The 17,454-nt window shown below is 55.5% G+C and carries 17 protein-coding genes and 1 pseudogene; 8 read left to right on the top strand and 10 right to left on the bottom strand.

Going from position 1 to position 17,454, the window contains the following annotated elements; genetic code table 11:
• Positions 1-4 precede the first annotated feature (4 nt).
• Both D3M70_RS26165 and galB read right to left on the bottom strand, forming a co-directional pair.
• Positions 5-721, bottom strand: coding sequence for a 4-carboxy-4-hydroxy-2-oxoadipate aldolase/oxaloacetate decarboxylase (locus D3M70_RS26165; protein WP_120128586.1), 717 nt, complete (start codon positions 719-721; stop codon positions 5-7).
• Positions 718-1,455 (bottom strand): 4-oxalmesaconate hydratase, encoded by a 738-nt coding sequence (gene galB / locus D3M70_RS26160; protein WP_120128585.1) that lies wholly within the window; start codon positions 1,453-1,455, stop codon positions 718-720. The genes D3M70_RS26165 and galB overlap by 4 nt, the downstream gene beginning before the upstream one ends.
• A 156-nt stretch (positions 1,456-1,611) precedes the next feature.
• Here galB and D3M70_RS26155 point away from each other — a divergent pair, with 156 nt between their 5' ends.
• Both D3M70_RS26155 and D3M70_RS26150 read left to right on the top strand, forming a co-directional pair.
• The gene (locus D3M70_RS26155; RefSeq protein ID WP_120128583.1) at positions 1,612-2,820 is read left to right on the top strand and encodes a LysR family transcriptional regulator; all 1,209 of its coding nucleotides are present in this window, start codon (positions 1,612-1,614) and stop codon (positions 2,818-2,820) included.
• A gap of 356 nt (positions 2,821-3,176) precedes the next feature.
• A complete protein-coding gene (locus tag D3M70_RS26150) occupies positions 3,177-4,082 on the top strand; it encodes a nitrilase-related carbon-nitrogen hydrolase (RefSeq protein WP_218568454.1) in 906 nt (301 codons plus the stop codon).
• A 56-nt stretch (positions 4,083-4,138) separates the two neighbouring features.
• Here the strand turns inward: D3M70_RS26150 and D3M70_RS26145 are convergent, their stop codons facing one another.
• The 7 genes from D3M70_RS26145 to D3M70_RS26115 all read right to left on the bottom strand — a co-directional run bounded on the left by D3M70_RS26145 (position 4,139) and on the right by D3M70_RS26115 (position 11,477).
• Entirely contained in the window at positions 4,139-4,924 is a 786-nt protein-coding gene (locus D3M70_RS26145; protein ID WP_120128580.1) for a helix-turn-helix transcriptional regulator, read from the bottom strand.
• A 164-nt stretch (positions 4,925-5,088) separates the two neighbouring features.
• The gene (gene cfa, locus D3M70_RS26140) at positions 5,089-6,243 is read right to left on the bottom strand and encodes a cyclopropane fatty acyl phospholipid synthase (RefSeq protein ID WP_120128578.1); all 1,155 of its coding nucleotides are present in this window, start codon (positions 6,241-6,243) and stop codon (positions 5,089-5,091) included.
• A gap of 163 nt (positions 6,244-6,406) precedes the next feature.
• Positions 6,407-7,300 carry a DMT family transporter gene (locus D3M70_RS26135; RefSeq protein ID WP_120128577.1) on the bottom strand — a complete coding sequence of 298 codons (894 nt, stop codon included), beginning with the start codon at positions 7,298-7,300 and terminating at the stop codon, positions 6,407-6,409.
• Positions 7,301-7,566: 266 nt separating this feature from the next.
• Positions 7,567-8,259, bottom strand: a complete 693-nt coding sequence (locus D3M70_RS26130; RefSeq protein ID WP_120128575.1) for a cysteine hydrolase family protein — start codon at positions 8,257-8,259, stop codon at positions 7,567-7,569.
• A complete protein-coding gene (locus D3M70_RS26125; protein ID WP_120128574.1) occupies positions 8,259-9,170 on the bottom strand; it encodes a DMT family transporter in 912 nt (303 codons plus the stop codon). Before D3M70_RS26125 ends, D3M70_RS26130 begins: the two co-directional genes overlap by 1 nt.
• A gap of 42 nt (positions 9,171-9,212) precedes the next feature.
• Positions 9,213-10,157 carry a nitrilase-related carbon-nitrogen hydrolase gene (locus D3M70_RS26120; protein WP_120128572.1) on the bottom strand — a complete coding sequence of 315 codons (945 nt, stop codon included), beginning with the start codon at positions 10,155-10,157 and terminating at the stop codon, positions 9,213-9,215.
• A gap of 390 nt (positions 10,158-10,547) precedes the next feature.
• Entirely contained in the window at positions 10,548-11,477 is a 930-nt protein-coding gene (locus tag D3M70_RS26115) for a LysR family transcriptional regulator (RefSeq protein ID WP_120128571.1), read from the bottom strand.
• Positions 11,478-11,564: 87 nt separating this feature from the next.
• Here D3M70_RS26115 and D3M70_RS26110 point away from each other — a divergent pair, with 87 nt between their 5' ends.
• The gene (locus D3M70_RS26110) at positions 11,565-12,074 is read left to right on the top strand and encodes an SRPBCC domain-containing protein (protein WP_120128569.1); all 510 of its coding nucleotides are present in this window, start codon (positions 11,565-11,567) and stop codon (positions 12,072-12,074) included.
• A gap of 12 nt (positions 12,075-12,086) precedes the next feature.
• On the opposite strand, the gene D3M70_RS26105 is transcribed toward D3M70_RS26110, so the two are convergent.
• On the bottom strand, positions 12,087-12,968 hold the full coding sequence (locus tag D3M70_RS26105) for a LysR family transcriptional regulator (RefSeq protein ID WP_256659991.1): 882 nt from the start codon (positions 12,966-12,968) through the stop codon (positions 12,087-12,089).
• A gap of 87 nt (positions 12,969-13,055) precedes the next feature.
• Here D3M70_RS26105 and D3M70_RS26100 point away from each other — a divergent pair.
• The 5 genes and pseudogenes from D3M70_RS26100 (at position 13,056) to D3M70_RS26080 (ending at position 17,435) form a co-directional block, all read left to right on the top strand.
• Positions 13,056-13,555, top strand: a pseudogene (locus D3M70_RS26100) (lactoylglutathione lyase family protein).
• Entirely contained in the window at positions 13,552-14,529 is a 978-nt protein-coding gene (locus D3M70_RS26095; RefSeq protein WP_120128568.1) for a zinc-binding dehydrogenase, read from the top strand. The pseudogene D3M70_RS26100 and the gene D3M70_RS26095 overlap by 4 nt, the downstream one beginning before the upstream one ends.
• A gap of 11 nt (positions 14,530-14,540) precedes the next feature.
• Positions 14,541-15,641 (top strand): NADH:flavin oxidoreductase/NADH oxidase, encoded by a 1,101-nt coding sequence (locus tag D3M70_RS26090; protein WP_120128566.1) that lies wholly within the window; start codon positions 14,541-14,543, stop codon positions 15,639-15,641.
• Positions 15,642-15,658: 17 nt separating this feature from the next.
• A complete protein-coding gene (locus D3M70_RS26085) occupies positions 15,659-16,351 on the top strand; it encodes a type 1 glutamine amidotransferase domain-containing protein (protein ID WP_120128565.1) in 693 nt (230 codons plus the stop codon).
• A gap of 142 nt (positions 16,352-16,493) precedes the next feature.
• Positions 16,494-17,435 (top strand): YncE family protein, encoded by a 942-nt coding sequence (locus D3M70_RS26080; RefSeq protein WP_218568453.1) that lies wholly within the window; start codon positions 16,494-16,496, stop codon positions 17,433-17,435.
• The last annotated feature ends 19 nt before the right edge of the window (positions 17,436-17,454 follow it).

The raw sequence follows: 17,454 nt of genomic DNA, 5'->3' as shown, positions 1-17,454 counted from the left end.
GGCGTCATCCATCCAGATCGCTGAGAGTGTCGTAGTAGACCAAGCCGCGATCAGCGAGCTTCTGGCGCATGGTGTAGATATCGAGGCCTAATTCACCTGCGGCGAGACGCAGTCGCTTTTGTTCCTCTAGGTCAGCACGTTTGCGACTGCTATCGACCACTGCCCGAACCTCCTGCCGTCTGACGATCACAACGCCGTCATCATCTGCAACCACCACGTCTCCAGGTTCAACCAACTGGCCGGCGCAGACTACCGGAGTGTTCACCGAGCCAATCGTTTCTTTCACTGTACCTTGGGCATGCACGGCTCGTGACCAGACCTTGAAACCCATTTCCCTGAGCGTTCGTGTGTCCCTTACGCCTGCATCGATGATCAGTCCTCTTACTCCCCGAGCTTGTAGGGAAGTTGCGAGTAGGTCACCGAAGTAGCCGTCAGTGCATGGGGAGGAAGTCGCCACGACCAAGACATCTCCTGGCTGACACTGTTCTACCGCGACGTGAAACATCCAGTTATCGCCGGGGGCAACCAGTGCCGTCACGGCGGAACCACTAATGCCCTGATCTTGCTGGATGGGGCGGATCGCGTTATCGAGCAGTCCTTTGCGGCCTTGGGCCTCGTGTACCGTTGCCACGCCGAACTCGTTAAGTGCGTCTATCAGGTTGCCGTCAGCTCGGGGGATATTGCGAATCACAATGCCTGTCTTTCCAATGAGGCTGCTCATCCCAGGTTCTCCGTAACGCGAGGAAAGAGGCTTTCATAGCCCTCTGCGTAGACAATGTTTCGCGAAGAGGCGATGCCGACGTTGCGCTTGGCTTGCACGCCGCGTTGAAGGGCTACGCGGGTGTAGTACTCCCAGAGGTGCTCCTGACCTGCCATGCATTGAATCGCCGCGTACTTCTTGTCCCACACCTCAGTGATGTCCAGCAGCACGTCAGGTTTCCACTCACACTGCTCAGGCTGGTGTGGCTCAAAGCTATAGACAGGGGGAGCGCCGACGATCTTTTCGCCAGGCTTGTAGCCTTCAGCCTGAGCGACGATGCGGGCTTCCTGAGTGAGGTTCATCGCCAGTGGGTGGTCGTAGTTGTACGGATCCTTAATTGAATGGCTCAGTACAAACTCCGGCTGAACTCGTCGAAAGACGTCGGCCAGGCGAAACAAGGTTTCCTTGTCTGCGCGCATCGGATAGTCACCAATATCGAAAAACTCGACGTTGGCGCCCAGGATGTCAGCGGCAGCTTGAGCTTCTTCACGACGAGCCGCTTTCACCTTCTCCTCGGTCATCTCACCCTTGCGCCACAATTTGGCAGACTCACCGCGTTCCCCGTAGGACAGGCAAACGATGTGTACGGCATATCCCTGCTGGGCATGAAGAGCGATGGCGCCGCCTGCGCGCCAAACAAAATCGGCGGAATGTGCACTGACGATCAAGGCTGTTTTTTGTTGTGAGGTGTTCATTTGAGGCTCATCTCATCGTGGGGATCGATGGGACATACCGTCGCATACGTGTACCTTAAGCAGATAATGCCTTCCTCCTCTCAAGGTATGCATTTTACTTATTGGGATGGCCACGCCATCCTGCGATATACCGACGAGCGCTGAGAGTGCGAACTCATGACACCCCCTGTTTCTCCTAGCCTGATGCAGATCCGAGCATTTTTGTACGTGGTTGAGACCGGGAGCATCTCTAAAGCAGCTGCCGCCTTGTTCCGCGCTCAATCAGCCGTTACTCGATCAATCATTTCACTCGAGTCGTCTTTGGGGGTGTCCGTATTTGAGCGCAATGCGAGCGGTATGCGACTGACTCGGCAAGGCGCGTCAATTCTTCCACGGGCCAAGCGCGCGGTGGCTGAACTCCTGTGTATCCCGCAGGTTCTAGGTAGAGGGAAGGAACGGGCGGGGGAGCCGCTTTATCTGTTCCAGAATCGACGTCTGGAGATATTTGCTCGGCTTTGCGAAACCCAAAATATGCAAACCGCAGCCATGGTGCTGGGCGTATCTCAGCCCGCAATAAGCGCGGCGATAAAGATTCTAGAACAAGGCTGTGGCGTCAGCCTTTTCGAGCGCACACCTCAAGGCTTGTTGCCAACCAGGCCGGCGTCTACGGTTCTGCTCCACACTCGGCGTGCGTTGAATGAGCTCCGCCATTTGGAAGCAGACATCACATTTTTGGATGGCGTTGTTAAAGGCATCGTACATGTTGGTGCGCTGCCGTTGGGGCGGACTCATATTCTTCCGCAAGCAATAGTGCGCCTCACCGGTCGCCATCCCGGCGTTTCAATCGTCACGAACGAGAGCCCGTTTGACCTCTTGGCTAGCGAGTTACGGTCAGGCGATGTGGATTTAGTCTTTGGTGCCTTGCGTTCATCTTCCTATGGCTCAGACCTGCTAGGCGAAGAGCTGATGCGGGAAAATCTAGTGATCTTGATGCGTCGTGGGCATCCGTGGGCAGGCCGGAGAGTTACACCCGCAATGCTCGCTTCTGCAAAATGGGTGCTGCCAAGATCTGGCTCGCCGGCACGTGAGCTGCTTTCAACGTTTTTTGCACATATAGGTATCAGCTCGCCGCCTCCGGTGGTGGAAACCGGAGACCTTGCGATACTTCGAGGAGTGCTTTTGAACTCTGACATGCTCGCCGCCGTTTCGGCGCATCAACTTCAGTATGAGATCGATAGTAAAGACCTGATCCCGGTGCCACTGGTGCTAAGTCACACCACCCGGCCAATAGGGCTCACTTATCGAGCCGCCGCACTTCAGTCTCCAGCAGCCCGTGCATTCATGAATATGATTAGAGAGGTCGTGGCGGAAGTCGATATTCAGTAACAGAATCCTGAATGGGGCCGTCACTTCCCTGGTTGCTTGTGCCTTGCGTACATCACCGATGTCCCGCCTGAAGTGCCACTGGCCCGTAGCTCAAACGCCTGAGGCCATCATCAGCTGATGCCTTTCGGGTGTGCGCTCCGAGCAGTCTGAGAGCCTGATTATCTTCTCGGCATTGGGCGATGTCGGATTCAGAAGATCATCTGTCGTAGTTCGATAACGCAAATCGGTTCTCAAAATTCCCTCAGGAAACGAGCATTGCAGTCCTCACAAAGAGAGTCCCGCAGGGGCAATCCGTCAGTACTACATGCAGGTGAATTATGAGTGGCTTCGTTCGACAAGACTTCAGGAAAATCCGAGTGGCTGCAGTGCAGGCAGAGTCAGTTTTCCTAGATTTGGATGCCACGACTGAGCTGGCTTGTAAGCTAATCGCCGACGCTGCGAGTCAAGGTGCACACCTGATCGCTTTTCCTGAGGCATTCATTCCAACCTTCCCCAATTGGTATGAAACCCTTCCTGAGGTTGGCGCAGTACGTGAGCTTGATAAGCGACTGTTTCTGAATTCTGTCGAAGTCCCAGGGGAGCATATCAATCAGATCGCTGAGGCTTGTCGAATCGGTTCTATCAACGCTGTCGTTGGGATCAATGAGCGAGTCAATGGCAGAACGGGAACGATGTACAACTCCCAAGTGCACATCAACAGCAGCGGCCAGATCGTCGGGACACATCGGAAATACGTGCCAACGACGGGTGAGCGCCAGGTGCATGCGCCAGGTGACACAGGCCACTACAATGCGTTCAAGACTGAGTTTGGGGTGGTGTCGTCACTGATTTGTGGCGAGAACTCCAATCCGCTCGGCCAGTATGCGGCGGCCCTGAATTACCCGGTTGTCCATGTTGCGTCCTGGCCGTTCTATTTTGGGCCGTTTGTTCCTATGCACCACGTAATCCAGACTGCCTCCGCAGGCTTGGCCTACTCACTCAAGTGCTTCGCAATTAGCTCGGTATCCCGGATATCTGAGGCATACATCGATGCTGTGGCGCACAATGCAGCGGATCGCGACTACCTGATCAGTCGTCGGGAGCAGAAGAACGGTGCGATGGTGATCAACCCACTTGGACAGGTGATTGCTCAAGGCTGTGGAGTAGATGAGGATCTGCTGTTCGCGGATATCGATCTCAGTGACGTGATCATCCCGAAGCTAGTCCAGGATACGGCGGGGCACTACAATCGGCCTGAGCTTTTCAAGGAGTTGTTCAACTAGGCTTCCTGTTCCTGTAGGTCAAAAAATGGCGCTAGCATTGAGCTCAGCGCCATTTTTTATTTGCGGTTGCGGTACTGCTCTGGGGTCATCCCCGCTACCCGTCTAAACATTTTTATCAGGGCGGACGCTGACGAGTATCCCAGTTCAAACGCGATCTGTTGAATTGTTAGTCCCGCATCCAGCTCTTCGAACACCCTCATCTGGCGTATCCGCTGTTGCCACTCGCCGAATCCGATCCCCAGTTCGGTTTGGCAACGTCGCTCCAAGGTGCGCGCTGTCATGTTGAAGGCCTTTGCGATGTCTTGCGTAGACCGCTTGTTCTTCAGGTTTCTCTGAACATCATCCAGGATCGACTTTAGCAGCGGAGACTGAGGGTAGGGGAGGTAAGCGTGCATGGTGGTTGAGGCTTCAATCTGATCAAGAGCCACTTGCGCCATGGTCATCTCTTGCCGGCTGCTAGGACTACAAACATTGAGCCGTGCGAACTCATCGAGCACCGCTTTCAGAAGCTCGCTTACCGTGATCGCGGACGGCTTCTCTGGAAGCTTTTGTGAGAAGGCCACTGACAGATAAACGCTTCGATATGTCGACGCCACCGTGCTGTACGAGGAGTGCTCAACATTTGGAGGTATCCATACCGCGTAATGTGGTGGTGAGACGAAGCGCTCTCCACCCACATCGATATGCATCAGGCCTTGAGAGACGTAGTTGATCTGTCCCCATGGATGAGAATGCGCGTCCCACTCATCGGGTTGGAGGGACTGGTGACGAAAATAGATGTCACCTTCGAAGGTCTCGATCTTCGATACTCCGCTGTCTGTTTGTGGGGTCTCAGCCACCATTCACCTCGTAGGTCTTCCTCGTGCTTGGGGTATAGCATAAGGCTATAGAGCACTGAACCTGGAGGTCTGTTTTTCTGCTTGTAGCGCAACAGCGGTGTGCACTGATCCCAGAGGCGGGTACGGTGTCCAGATCGGCCAGGACAGGACACCGGGTAACGAGTCGATCAGCTTACGCGCTGATAGCCTCCTTCCACTCCACGACGAGACAACACCCACTGCCACAACTGGATGTCTCGGGCTCGGAAGGCACCAGCGCACGAAAGCAGGTAGTACTCCCACATACGTCGGAAACGCTCCCCGAGTTCCTTGGAGAAACGTGGCCAATGTCTTTCGAAGTTGGCGTGCCATGCCATCAACGTGCGGTCGTAATCGGCGCCGAAATTGTGCAGATCTTCAATCACGAGGAGACCATCAGCGGCATCACCGATCTGGCCGATTGAAGGCAAGTCACCGTTGGGGAAAATGTACTTATCGATCCACCGGTCAGGCACATCATGACGGCGATTCTTGCCTATCGTGTGCAACAGCATCAGACCATCATCGTCCAAGCAACGCGCCGCTACCTCCATGAAGGTGCGGTGATTCTTTCGTCCGACGTGCTCAAACATCCCGATACTGACTATTCGATCAAACCGCTCGTTGAGCTCCCGGTAGTCTTGGAGCCGGAAACTCAGGGGTAAGCCTTTGTAGCGCTCTTCGGCCCATTGGCACTGCTCGCGAGAGATAGTCACCCCTACGCATTCGACCCCGTAGTGCTCGGCGGCAAAGCCCATGAAGCTGCCCCAGCCGCAGCCGATGTCCAGCACTCGCACGCCGGGACGTAGATCGAGCTTACGGCATATCAGGTCGAGTTTGGCTTCTTGAGCCTGAGCCAGGTCATTAGCGTCCTTCCAGTAACCGCAGGTATAGGTCATTCGAGGGTCGAGCATGGCGGAGTAGAAGTCGTTACCGAGATCGTAGTGCTGCTCACCAACTGTCCAAGCTCGACGACTGGTTTGGCGATTGAGAAGGCGGGCAGAAAGGGTGTGGTGAAGGAGCGCCAGCGGATTGATCTGATCGGTAATCCCTGAACGCAGCAGGCGGGAGAAGAATACGTCTAGCTGAGAGCATTCCCAGTCTCCATCCATGTACGCCTCACCTAGTCCAAGGTTGCCTTGAGCCAAAGCGCGGCGTGGCACATCATCACTGCACAGATACATGTCCCATGGTTGCTCGCCGTCCAGGCCGAGGCCTGCCTCCGCCAGCAGGGAGCGGGCGAATCGGGTGGAGCGGTCATTCGGTGCAATTCCCAACTTTTCAGAAGAATGTTCGAAAGACATGATCGATCCTTGTTCGTTATTGAATTCGGATGTATCAAGCGTTGGCAGAGAGTTGGTTAACCAACGCCAGTTCATCCCTCCAGCAGTGTTGGGTGTTGCCAGGCAGGCGCTCCCGCACCTGCCTGGCACTTATCAACTACTCACTGCGGGAGAACCGCTGGTGTTACGCACGCTGCTGTTGAGCGACAGGCTGTGCTTTAGGACGCCAGGTTTCGGAGATGACTACACCTGCAATGGCCAGTGCACCACCAATGACGATGGCGAAGCTGAGGGTCTCGCCCAGCAACTGGGTTGCCAGAAGCGCAGTGACAACTGGAACCAAGTTGAAGAACGGTGCGGCGCGAGGAGCGCCTAGCTTGCCGAGACCTGTGATCCACGCAAGTGGGGCGAGGATCGAAGCCGCGATACCGGCGAAGGCGATGTAGCCAACCACTTCTGCGCTGATATGGTTCTTCTCGCTGAAGAGATAGAGCGGAAGCAGAGCAACCGTGGCGACAATCGCCTGGAGGTACACAGACTGCAGCAGAGGCAGCTTCATATTCCATTTATGGATAAGCATGCCGTAGGTGGCGAACGCCAATGTCGCGATGAGCATCAACCCGTCACCGATACTGAGCCCGTTTTTGACCAGATTTTCGATGTGGCCGCCCGAGATCACCGTCACTACACCGATGGCAGAGACCAGGCCGCCCAGTAGGGTTGCTGCGGTTGCACGGTGGCGCAGAAAGATGCTGCCCAGGATCAGTGCCAGCAGTGGGTAGAGCGATTGGATGATCCCCATTTTCGTTGCTGTCGTATAGGACGCAGCGTAATAAGCAAGGCACTGATAGATTACCGAGCCCAACAACCCCAAAACGATGATACGTGGGGTGAGAGGCTTCAGGTTTCTGAAGTTCTTCACTACTTGCGGCAGTACAAAAGGAGTCAGTACCAGGCATGCCAGAACCCAACGGTAAAAACTCATTTCCGTTGGAGAAATTTGGCCAGCGCAAAGCTTCGTAACTACGGTGTTACCGCTCCACAGGAATGCGGCGATGATTGGGAAAAAGTAATTCATTGGAACTCCTCCATTTGAGGTGGAAATGTTAATCGGGGAGAAGTAGCAATCCCATAGCTCAAATCTGACAGATGGTTGAGCTTTGCCGACAGAGTCACGCTGCACGCGGTGACTCCCGGCACTCCAGGGCTTTGGTGGTGTGGTTCCTAAGGGGGGGATACCGAAGTTTGGCTCCCACGGTCTAACGCGCTGAGAGCCTCGCCTCGGTTCAGATGAGCTATTAGTAATGAAGTCGGTTAAAACTCTTGTATCACGTGAGTTCTAATCTACTGGAGAGGCGCACTCCATTTTTTGAGAAGCTGGTCGGAACTCATGACAACGCCCAGGAACAGAGAAATAATGGACAGGCTTGCTTTCTCTAAGTATTCGTCTGTTCCTGCTGTGGCGTCACTCAGTACGATGACACGGTAGTTTCTGTTCGAAGCGTCAAAGGCGCTGTTCAACACGCAACAGTCCGTATTGATGCCAGTGAGAATGACCGTCTTAGCTCCCATTTGGCGCAGTACGAAATCGAGGTCTGTGGGGTAGAAAGCCGACAGTCGACGCTTGGTATCGATCAGCTCATCGCCCTCCAGAAACTCGGTGCACAGCTCAGTCCATTTTGAGCCGGATACTCCGTGTTCGTTGATGCCTCTGATTGGCCCTGTGTACTCCGGCATGGTGTGCCGCCAGGCAGCTGGAATACCGTTGATGTCATCCAGGCCAGATTGCTTGAGCTTTGATACCACGTGAAGTACCGGTACTCCACGTTGTCTAGCGCTTCGGTGAAACGCATCCACTGCCTCAATGATGGCTCGGCCCCTTGGGGCAGGGCATGGGCAATCGTCGGCTTCGCTCAGATGACCTTCGTGCATATCAATGGAGATCACGACGGTTGTGGTCGGATCAAAATACACTTCGAATTCCGGCTTTTTCGGGATTGGTAATTCTTTGCCGTACAGGTTGTAAGTCGGAGTCATCACGCTGCCTCAGCGGTTTGAGGGGCGGTACGTCTAGCCTTGGGGGCGCGCAAGGTAAGGAATACCCCTGAAAGCACCAAGGCACCGCCGATCACGTCCACAGAGGTGACTGTGCCCCCAGCCATCAAGGTCATGATTGCAATGAATGGGACTGTCAGGTTGAGCGATTGACCTGCAATACCTGAATCCACATGCTTGGCCGCGTAATTCCAAAGGAAGAATGCAACAGCAGAAGGAAATACGCAGATGTAAGCCATCGACCAGGCTGCCGCTGAAGTGGAGGGCAGGGTGATTCCATTGAAAATCGCGTAGGGGGTCATGCACAAGGTAAAGAAGGTCATCTGAAGTGCACAGCTGGACAGCGGCGAAATCTCGCTGCCTTTCCGGGCAATAATGGTGTAGGCCGTCCAGCAGCAGATCACGCCGATCATCCACATGTCACCAGGGTTCAAGCTTTGGCTTGCCAGCACAGTTGGATGGCCGCCTGTAAGCACCCATACGACGCCACAGAATGCGATTGCGATGCCTCCGAGCTTCTCAGGAGACAGGCGGTCGCCTACAAACAGGGCCGATGCAATCGCTATCAGTGCCGGATTGAATGCGTTAATCAATGATGCATTCAGAGGGGTCGTTGACGAAAGCGCCTGGTAGAACATGAACCCATAACCGGCGATCCCCAACGCCCCTAGCATAAAAATCTTCTTCCAGCTTCGGAGAACAACGCGCCAGTCAGGCTTCTCGATAAAGTGCGCTAAAAGCAGCATCGGGATGCAAGCTACCAACCATTTGATGTACATCAAACTCATCAAAGGCATTGTCGACATTGCGACGCCGCCAAGTAAGTAATTGCCACTAAAGAACAAGTTGGCACCAATCAATGCGGCATAGGGAGCCATAGCATGTAAACGCATGGGAGTACCTGCAATCAGATAAGTTTATATGGGGTTAATGCTTTACTTGAAAAGCTCAGCAAATATTTCTGGGCGGTTGTAATGTCCAGCTGTATCTTGAACCAGCTTAGGAATGATCACATCACTCAGGTCGATGTCGGCAATTAAAAGGTTGTCGTCTTGGCCACAACCTTGAGCCACTACTTGACCTAAAGGATTGATTACCAGAGCCCCTTTTTTCAAGGCGCGCTGCTCTTCTAGGTAGCGTCGATCCTCTGGGGTTACAGCAACTGCATCAATGTAGGCTTCGGATATTCTAGAGACCGAATTGAGAGCGAAGCATTTTAGAGAGTATGCGAGCCCTGCTGATGCTGTGTGAATTACGTGATGCATGGGCAAGAAAGGCCCGAAGTAGAAAGGCCACGACGCGACGTGAACCACGGGATAACTGACGGCAGCAGCATATTGAGCGAGAGGGTTAGAGTTTTCTCCGCAAATCAAAGACGAAACTGTCCCGAAGTCAGTTTGGAATGCGTTGTAGTAGCCGGTATTTCCCGGCGCGTGCACTTGGCGCTCACCTGTGGTCGGAACGTATTTACGATGGGTGCCGACAATGATGCCCTCTCGCGTGATGTGAACCTGAGAGTTGTACATCGTCCCGGTAGTCCCGTTGACTCTCTCATTGATTCCGATCACCGCGCTGATCGATGAACTCCTACAGGCCTCCGCAATGGCTGCAATATGCTCACCCGGAACCTCAACCGAATTGAGAAAAAGCCGCTTGTCCAGGCTGCGGGCGATTCCTCCTTCAGGAAGGGTCTCATACCAATTTGGAAAGGTTGGAATGAACGCTTCTGGGAAAGCAATCAAATCGGCGCCCCGTTGCGCTGCGTCAGCTATCAATTCGCAGGCGAGCTGTGCTGTTGCATCGATATCCAAAAATACCGATTCAGCCTGGACAACAGCGACGCGGATTTTTCGGAATTCCAGACGAGTAGTAGTTTGCATCTTTGTTCACCCTCAATAGGCGCCGGATTCAACCCGGTGCCAGATACTGGTGATTTTGCAATGCACATGCCATCGCTCGAACGTCAGGCCATCACGGGATGGACGTAATCTGACATGTGATAGCTAAAGTACGACACCATTCCAAACGGGGTACCGACGATTCCGACAACAGGTCTGAATCCCGGAGGTTCTTGGCCATCAAAACGTCTCGCTAGCCCTCAAAAACATGTCCCAAAAGCTCGTCGACAGGCTTTCTGCACTATCTCGGGGCGGGTGACCAAATTAGGAGCATAGGCCGAATGCGAGTGAAATGATGCTCAGCCAAGACGCTCTACACTGCGTGGTATGGGGGAGGCGCACAGTAAATGCCGTCCATGCACTACTCCAATTTTACGAGGAGAGTGCTCTCCCAGTCGGGGCAGATCTGCAGATGTCCACCATTAATGACCTCATCCAACGATGTGCCTCATTACGATGGGTTCGCTCATGCCAAGCCACTGATTTGTTGAAGCCTGGTATTTCAATAGGCGGCTCCAGTACCTTCAGCTTCCCATCATTTGAAACCAGCCGACTGGGTACCACGGCAATCAAATCGCTCGTAATCAACATCTCCGGAAGCACCAAAAAACTGGTGACCGATGTGATCACCCTCCGGGAGCGACCAATGCGTGCCAGGCTTTCGTCAGTTATCCCCCGAAAGCTACCGCCAGATGATGAGACCAGCACGTGATCCAGGGCGCAAAAGCGATCCAGCGAGATTTCGCCGGTTAGCGCGTCAGGATGATCCGCACGCATCACGCAGACATAGCGCTCATCGAACAACGATCTGCTGTGCAGACCAGGCGGGGTCGTTTCGGGGGTAATCAGCGCCAAGTCAATGTCTCCTCGATCGAGCTGGCTCTGGAGGTGTTGAGCATCAACGGGCTGGACGGATGCACGAATGTTAGGAGCCTGAATTCTTAACGCGCTCAAGAAGGGAACAACTACTGCACTTAGTGCGTAATCGGTAGAGGCCACTTTGAGGGTCATCTCTGCTTGTGCCGGCGCAAACGCTTCAGGCTGGAGCATTCCTTCGATGTCAGCGAGCAATTGTTTGACTGGCCCTGCCAATTGCTCGGCGCGTAGAGTCGGAACCATGCCCCGCTGCGCCCGAACAAACAGCGGATCGTCAAAGCTTTCACGGAGTCTGTTGAGCATGCCGCTTACCGCAGGTTGGGTTAGCGCCAATCGGTCGGCGGCTCGCGTCACGCTTCTCTCATCCAGCAGGGCATCGAGAGCCTTTAGTAGGTTGAAGTCTAAGCTTCTGATATCAGAATTCATGATGCCCCAGATAAGAGATGGCGATTGGTGTTATTTCAAGCTTACACCCATCATTGTGCCCATCAATTCATCCAACTTGGAGACACCATGAACGAGATCATTTGGCCAGAAGGCTACCTGCCAGGATTTACCGAAAACTTCGTCTCGAATGAAGTGATCGTTGCAGGTCTGACCGCTGCGCAAGTTTGGCCACTGCTGAGCCAAGCCCACCGCTGGCCTACCTACTACGCCAACTCGGCCAACGTGCAGTTTCACAATCACGACGGCGCGGATCTGAAAGATGGCGTGCGATTTTACTTTGAGACATTTGGCTTCCCGGTCGAAGCCGAATGCAATGAATGTGTCGAGCCAACGGCTACAGAGCCGGGCCGAATCGCTTGGCATGGTTGGGCAGGTGAGGGTGACACTCGGTTGGACGTTCACCACGCATGGCTGATTGAAGACCTGTCGGGTGGGCGCGTTCGTATCCTCACTCAGGAGACCCAGAAGGGTAAGCCCGCCGAGGAGTTGGCCAAGGCCAAGCCTAATCCGATGATCAATGGTCATCAGGACTGGTTGGATGGGCTGGTCAGTGCTGCGCGGTTGGCTGATCAGTAAAACTTCCTGCGATCAGATCTCAACTGATAGGCGCTGGCGGACATGCTCGACTGCAGTTTGAGCACGTAATGCCAGTGGCCATTCGGCTCTGTGGATGAGCCACAGCGTATCGATCACCGGACTGCCACATTCGATTACTTGAATTGCGCCCTGGTCGGCAAAGGCCTGCCGAGCGAAGCGTGGCAGGACGGTGAATCCTAATCCGCGTGCCACGGGCTGCAGAATCAACCCTACTTGATTACTGAATCCGCGCCCGGGAAATTCACGAATGCCTGGACGACCTGGATAGCGCCGACTCAGCAAGCGTGTGGCCATACCAATGCCGTCTGGATGATCGATGAACCCCAGCGCCATTAGCGTCTCCCATCCCTCGTACTCGACCCCGGCGGGCAGAATCAGCTCCAGTGGTTCGTCCATGAAGCGCTGTGCGCTCAGACGTGGATCTTCGGGCTTGAAGGTGATCAGTCCCATTTCATAGCGGTTGTTCAACACTGCCTCTAGCACCTCGCTGTCGGGGGCGAAGCGGTGGCGAATCGTCAGGCCGGGATTTCGTTGTTGGTAATCCAGCAAGAGGGGGTAAAGCGTCAAGCCGATACTGCCAGGCGTAACCAGACTGATGTCCCCGTGCTTTTCGTCAGCGCCTGAAAGGCGCGCCTGCAGCGCTCTGGAGGCACGCTCCATATCGCTGCCGTAATCCAGCAGTGCGACGCCTGCTGGGGTCAGTTCGACCTGTCGTGGACGGCGTATCAGCAATGGGCCGAATTCATCTTCCAAGTATTTCACATGCTGGCTAACGGCGGCCTGAGTTAGTCCCAAGCGCTCAGCCGTGCGGGTGAAGTTGCCAAGCTCGGCCACGGCAAGAAACGATCTTAGCCATTGAGGATTTATCATCATGAAATGTTATGGAAGCCATAATTATACGGTGGTTCTTATTATAGCGCTCGATCGCTAAGGTTGACTCAAATCTTTAGGAGAACCCCCATGCCTGTATATCCGCGCAGCTTTTCGCACATTGGCCTATCCGTCACTGATTTGGATGGTGCAGTGAAGTTTTACACCGAAGTGATGGGCTGGTACCTGATCATGCCCGCAACCACGATCACCGAAGATGACAGCGCCATCGGCGTGATGTGCACCGACGTATTTGGCGCGGGCTGGGGTGAGTTTCGCATCGCTCACCTGTCCACCGGTGACCGGGTCGGCGTGGAAATCTTCCAGTCCCTAACGCGCAACGTCCGGACAACAATTTTGAGTACTGGAAAACGGGCGTCTTTCATTTCTGTGTCCAAGACCCGGACGTCGAAGGCCTCGCGGCAAAAATCGTCGCTGCCGGCGGCAAGCAACGCATGCCAGTGCGGGAGTACTTCCCCGGTGAGAAACCCTATCGCATGGTTTCTATGGAAGATCCCTTCGGCAACATCCTGGAGATCTACAGCCACAGCTATGAGCTGACTTACTCAGCTGGAGCCTACCAGTCATGACCCGCACGTCTCATCGCGCCTGGGTCTGGCAGGGCAGCGCCAATCCAGCTGAACTGAAGCTGGTCGATAAACCGATGCCTGTTCCGGCGGCAGGCGAAGTGCTGGTGCGCAACGTGGCCATCGGGCTCAACCCGGTGGACTGGAAGGTGCTGGGCGGCGATCTCGTGGACTGGCGTCCAGGTCATGTGCCCGGTGTAGATGGCGCCGGAATCGTAGTCGCGGTGGGTGAGGGCGTGGCGACAGCATGGGTCGGTCAGCGAGTTGCGTATCACCAGAGCTTGCAACGTGACGGCAGCTTTGCCGAGTACACCGTGGTTCAAACTCGCGTGCTGCTGTGCATGCCAGCATCGGTGGATTGGGCCAGAGCAGCCAGCCTACCGTGCCCGGCACTCACCGCTTGGCTCGCTCTGGAGAAGCTGCCACGAAGTTGCAAAAACCTACTCATTAGTGGCGCGGGTGGTTCAGTAGCCCATCATCTGATCCAGCTGGCTTCGCGCCGGAATCTGCAGATTACCGTCATGAGCCATCCTCGCCATGTTCAACGACTACGTGCGCTTGGGGCTGGTCAGTGGTTGAGCGGCCCTCTTCAAGGCGCTTCGGAGGGTGAGGCCTGCTTCGACGCCGTCATCGATACCGTCAATGCGCAACACGCTGAATGGCTCGCACCGAGCCTACGAGCGAACGGCCATTTGGTCTGCGTTCAGGATCGCCTGAGTGCGCCCGCCGTACCGCCTTTTACACGCACCCTGTCATTGCACGAAGTGGCCCTTGGTGCTGCTCACAGGTTTGGTGATGACCGAACTTGGCGCGAGTTGGTCAGTGCGGGTGAGTCGCTGCTCGATGAGCTCGGTGCTGGGCAGTGGGCCGCTGATGCGATCAACGAAGCACCTTTTGAACATCTCGCAACCCATCTCGCTGGGTTGCAAAACAGAACGTACACCGGCAAGGCCATTGTGCGCCTTGACCCGGTTTGAGGAAGTATTCGATGAGCAAACTATTCACGCCGTTCTCCCTGAAGTCTGTGACTTTACGTAACCGAATTGCCGTGCCCCCGATGTGTCAGTACAGCGCTCATGACGGACTTACCAACGACTGGCATCTGGCGCATTACACCGGTCTCGCACGGGGTGGTGCCGGGCTGGTGATTGTTGAGGCGACGGCTGTCTCGCCCGAGGGGCGCATTACTCCCGGCTGTACTGGCCTATGGAACAACGAACAGGTGGGCGGCATGGCCTCCATTGCCGCCGCCATCAAAGCTGGCGGGGCCGTGCCGGGTATCCAGATCGGCCACGCCGGTCGCAAGGCCAGTGCCAACCGCCCGTGGGAAGGTGACGATCACATTGCGGGCAATGATCCGCGTCATTGGGACACCCTCTCTCCGTCGGCCACCGCTTTTGGCGCCAACCTGCCACAGATGCCAAAGGAAATGACCGTGGAGGACATCCGCCGTGTGCGTGACGATTTCGTCTCGGCAGCGCGACGTGCACTGGACGCCGGCTTCGAGTGGCTGGAGCTGCACTTCGCTCACGGATATCTCGCCCAAAGCTTTTTCTCTCCCTACGCCAACCAGCGGGCGGACGAGTACGGCGGCAATAACCGGGGACGCTTCGTGATTGAAACGCTCGAAGCTGTTCGAGCCGTTTGGCCAGAGCACCTGCCGTTGACGGCACGTTTCGGGGTGATTGAATTTGACGGCAAGGACGAAGAGACGCTAGTGGCGTCAATTGAGCTAATCAAGACCATGCGCGGCGCGGGCTTGGACATGCTAAACGTCAGCATGAACTTCACCACCCCAGATGCGAGCATTCCTTGGGGCCCCGCTTTCCTGGCACCTATAGCCAAGCGGGTGCGTAGCGAAACAGGCTTGCCGGTTGCGACGGCCTGGGGTGTCGATGTTCCCAAGCTGTGCGAAGAGGTGCTCCAAGCAGAGCAAGTCGATCTGGTGATGGTGGGCCGCGCGCACCTGGCCAATCCTCATTGGCCTTACTTTGCAGCGAAAGAGTTGGGCGCTGACCAGCCTGCGTGGGTGCTGCCTGCGCCTTATGCGCATTGGCTTCAGCGTTACGAGCCGGCAGGGCCGCAGTGAAGGGAGTATCGAACATCATGAGTCACGACAAACGCATCCTGATGGTACTGACCTCGCAGGCGACGATGGGCGAATCCAATCGACCCACGGGAGTCTGGTTCGAAGAGTTAAGTACCCCGTACTACCACTTTATTGATGCAGGGTTTGAAGTCGTTCTGGCGTCGCCCAAAGGCGGTCTCGTGCCTGTCGACCCGCATTCACGTGAGGAGACCACTCCAAGCGTCGTGCGATTCGCGTCCGATGAACGTGCCATGTCCCTGCTCGAAAATAGCTTGCTGCTGGCTGAGATTGTCAGTGCACCTTACGCAGCGATTTTCCTGCCGGGTGGTCACGGCACCATGTTTGATCTACCAGAAGACTTTGCCTTGGCCCACCTTATCGAGGCTTTTTGGAGGGAGGGGAAGGTTGTTGCGGCGGTCTGTCATGGCCCGGCGGGCTTGCTTGGCGCATCGGACGAAGCAGGAAAGTCAATCCTTGACGGGCCCCGTATCAGTGCATTCAGCAACGAGGAAGAAGATGCTGCCGGCCTTACTGAGGCGATGCCTTTCTTGCTGGAAAGCCGCATTCGTGAGCTGGGCGGGCTTTATGAGGGTGCTCCAAAGTTCGAGCCTTACGCTGTGAAAGATGGACGACTGGTAACCGGGCAAAATCCTATGTCCAGTGAGTTGGTCGCCCAACTGACGATACAGGCCATAGCTGAATCTGTCTGACTCTCCACTCTGGGCCTTCTCGGGAGGAGGCCCATCGCCTGCGAGAAAATCCATGCGTTGCAAGCCATTCATTGCTGTTTGTCTGCTGGTCGCAATGCCGTCGTGGTTGATGGCTGCACCTGCCCCGATGCCTCGTGCGCTATTGGCCATTTCCAAGGTCGAACACACGCTGTCTGTGATTGATCCGGATACGCTGAAGGTCGTCGCCCGACTACCTGTCGGCCCGGATCCTCATGAGGTGGTGGCATCCAGCGACGGCACCCGCGCCTACGTCTCGAACACCGGGTACGGAGCATTTCACGAAATTGATGTGCTTGACCTCGACCGTTTCAAAGCGCTGCCCCCTATCGATACACGTCCCTTGCTTGGGCCTCATGGTCTGGCTTACGTACAGAACAAGCTATGGTTCACCGCACAGGGTGCACAGGCCATTGCACGTTTCGATCCCTCGTTGGGCAAAGTGGACTGGATGATGGGCACGGGACAAAACACCACTCACATGATTCACGTCGCGCCTGACGCCAAATCGATTTACACCACCAATGTCGATTCCGGAACCGTCAGCCTGATGCGAGAGGTGATGGTGCAGCCCACCGTACCGCCAACAGGGGTGCTCCCCGCCGGGGCAAAGCCGCACTTGGACTGGCGCCAGGCGCTGGTGACCGTGGGGCAAGGTGCCGAAGGGTTTGATGTGTCGGCTGATGGTCGGGAGTTGTGGACAGCTACCCCAACCGGCACGCTCTCCGTCGTCGATCTGAGCAGCTCGACAGCGACCCGAAAAGATCTCCACCTCAAGTGCGCGCACCGTGTGGGTATCACGCCAGATGGGAAACACGTTCTGGTTGCCAGCGTCAGTACCGGCGAGTTGGTTGTCCTCGATCGTCAAACTCGCCGGGAAGTGAAACGCTTAACGGTGGGCCGTGGTGCATCTCTGTTGATGGATCCTGTAGGCAATAGAGCATTCATCGCTTGCACGCCAGACAACACTATTGTGGTGGTCGACCTGAACAGCCTTGAGGTGAGTGGCCACTTGGATGTCGGTGGTCGCCCTGACGGAATGGCTTGGGCGGTACGGGAGCACTGATTTCTGCGCTCCCTGCCAA

Source organism: Pseudomonas sp. LS-2, assembly GCF_003605735.1.
Taxonomy (GTDB): Bacteria; Pseudomonadota; Gammaproteobacteria; order Pseudomonadales; family Pseudomonadaceae; genus Aquipseudomonas.
The sequence above is the reverse complement of the archived record's forward strand: the minus strand, read 5'-3'. Positions and strand labels throughout refer to the sequence as shown.

Excerpts from the sequence above, each read along its gene's own strand:
- D3M70_RS26090 (WP_120128566.1), top strand. The coding sequence starts at position 14,541 with ATGAGCAAACTATTCACGCCGTTCTCCCTGAAGTCTGTGACTTTACGT.
- D3M70_RS26155 (WP_120128583.1), top strand. The coding sequence starts at position 1,612 with ATGACACCCCCTGTTTCTCCTAGCCTGATGCAGATCCGAGCATTTTTG.
- cfa (WP_120128578.1), bottom strand. The coding sequence starts at position 6,243 with ATGTCTTTCGAACATTCTTCTGAAAAGTTGGGAATTGCACCGAATGAC.
- D3M70_RS26125 (WP_120128574.1), bottom strand. The coding sequence starts at position 9,170 with ATGCGTTTACATGCTATGGCTCCCTATGCCGCATTGATTGGTGCCAAC.
- D3M70_RS26095 (WP_120128568.1), top strand. The coding sequence starts at position 13,552 with ATGACCCGCACGTCTCATCGCGCCTGGGTCTGGCAGGGCAGCGCCAAT.
- D3M70_RS26105 (WP_256659991.1), bottom strand. The coding sequence starts at position 12,968 with ATGATGATAAATCCTCAATGGCTAAGATCGTTTCTTGCCGTGGCCGAG.
- D3M70_RS26085 (WP_120128565.1), top strand. The coding sequence starts at position 15,659 with ATGAGTCACGACAAACGCATCCTGATGGTACTGACCTCGCAGGCGACG.
- D3M70_RS26130 (WP_120128575.1), bottom strand. The coding sequence starts at position 8,259 with ATGACTCCGACTTACAACCTGTACGGCAAAGAATTACCAATCCCGAAA.
- D3M70_RS26120 (WP_120128572.1), bottom strand. The coding sequence starts at position 10,157 with ATGCAAACTACTACTCGTCTGGAATTCCGAAAAATCCGCGTCGCTGTT.
- D3M70_RS26165 (WP_120128586.1), bottom strand. The coding sequence starts at position 721 with ATGAGCAGCCTCATTGGAAAGACAGGCATTGTGATTCGCAATATCCCC.
- D3M70_RS26110 (WP_120128569.1), top strand. The coding sequence starts at position 11,565 with ATGAACGAGATCATTTGGCCAGAAGGCTACCTGCCAGGATTTACCGAA.
- D3M70_RS26135 (WP_120128577.1), bottom strand. The coding sequence starts at position 7,300 with ATGAATTACTTTTTCCCAATCATCGCCGCATTCCTGTGGAGCGGTAAC.
- D3M70_RS26145 (WP_120128580.1), bottom strand. The coding sequence starts at position 4,924 with ATGGTGGCTGAGACCCCACAAACAGACAGCGGAGTATCGAAGATCGAG.
- galB (WP_120128585.1), bottom strand. The coding sequence starts at position 1,455 with ATGAACACCTCACAACAAAAAACAGCCTTGATCGTCAGTGCACATTCC.
- D3M70_RS26115 (WP_120128571.1), bottom strand. The coding sequence starts at position 11,477 with ATGAATTCTGATATCAGAAGCTTAGACTTCAACCTACTAAAGGCTCTC.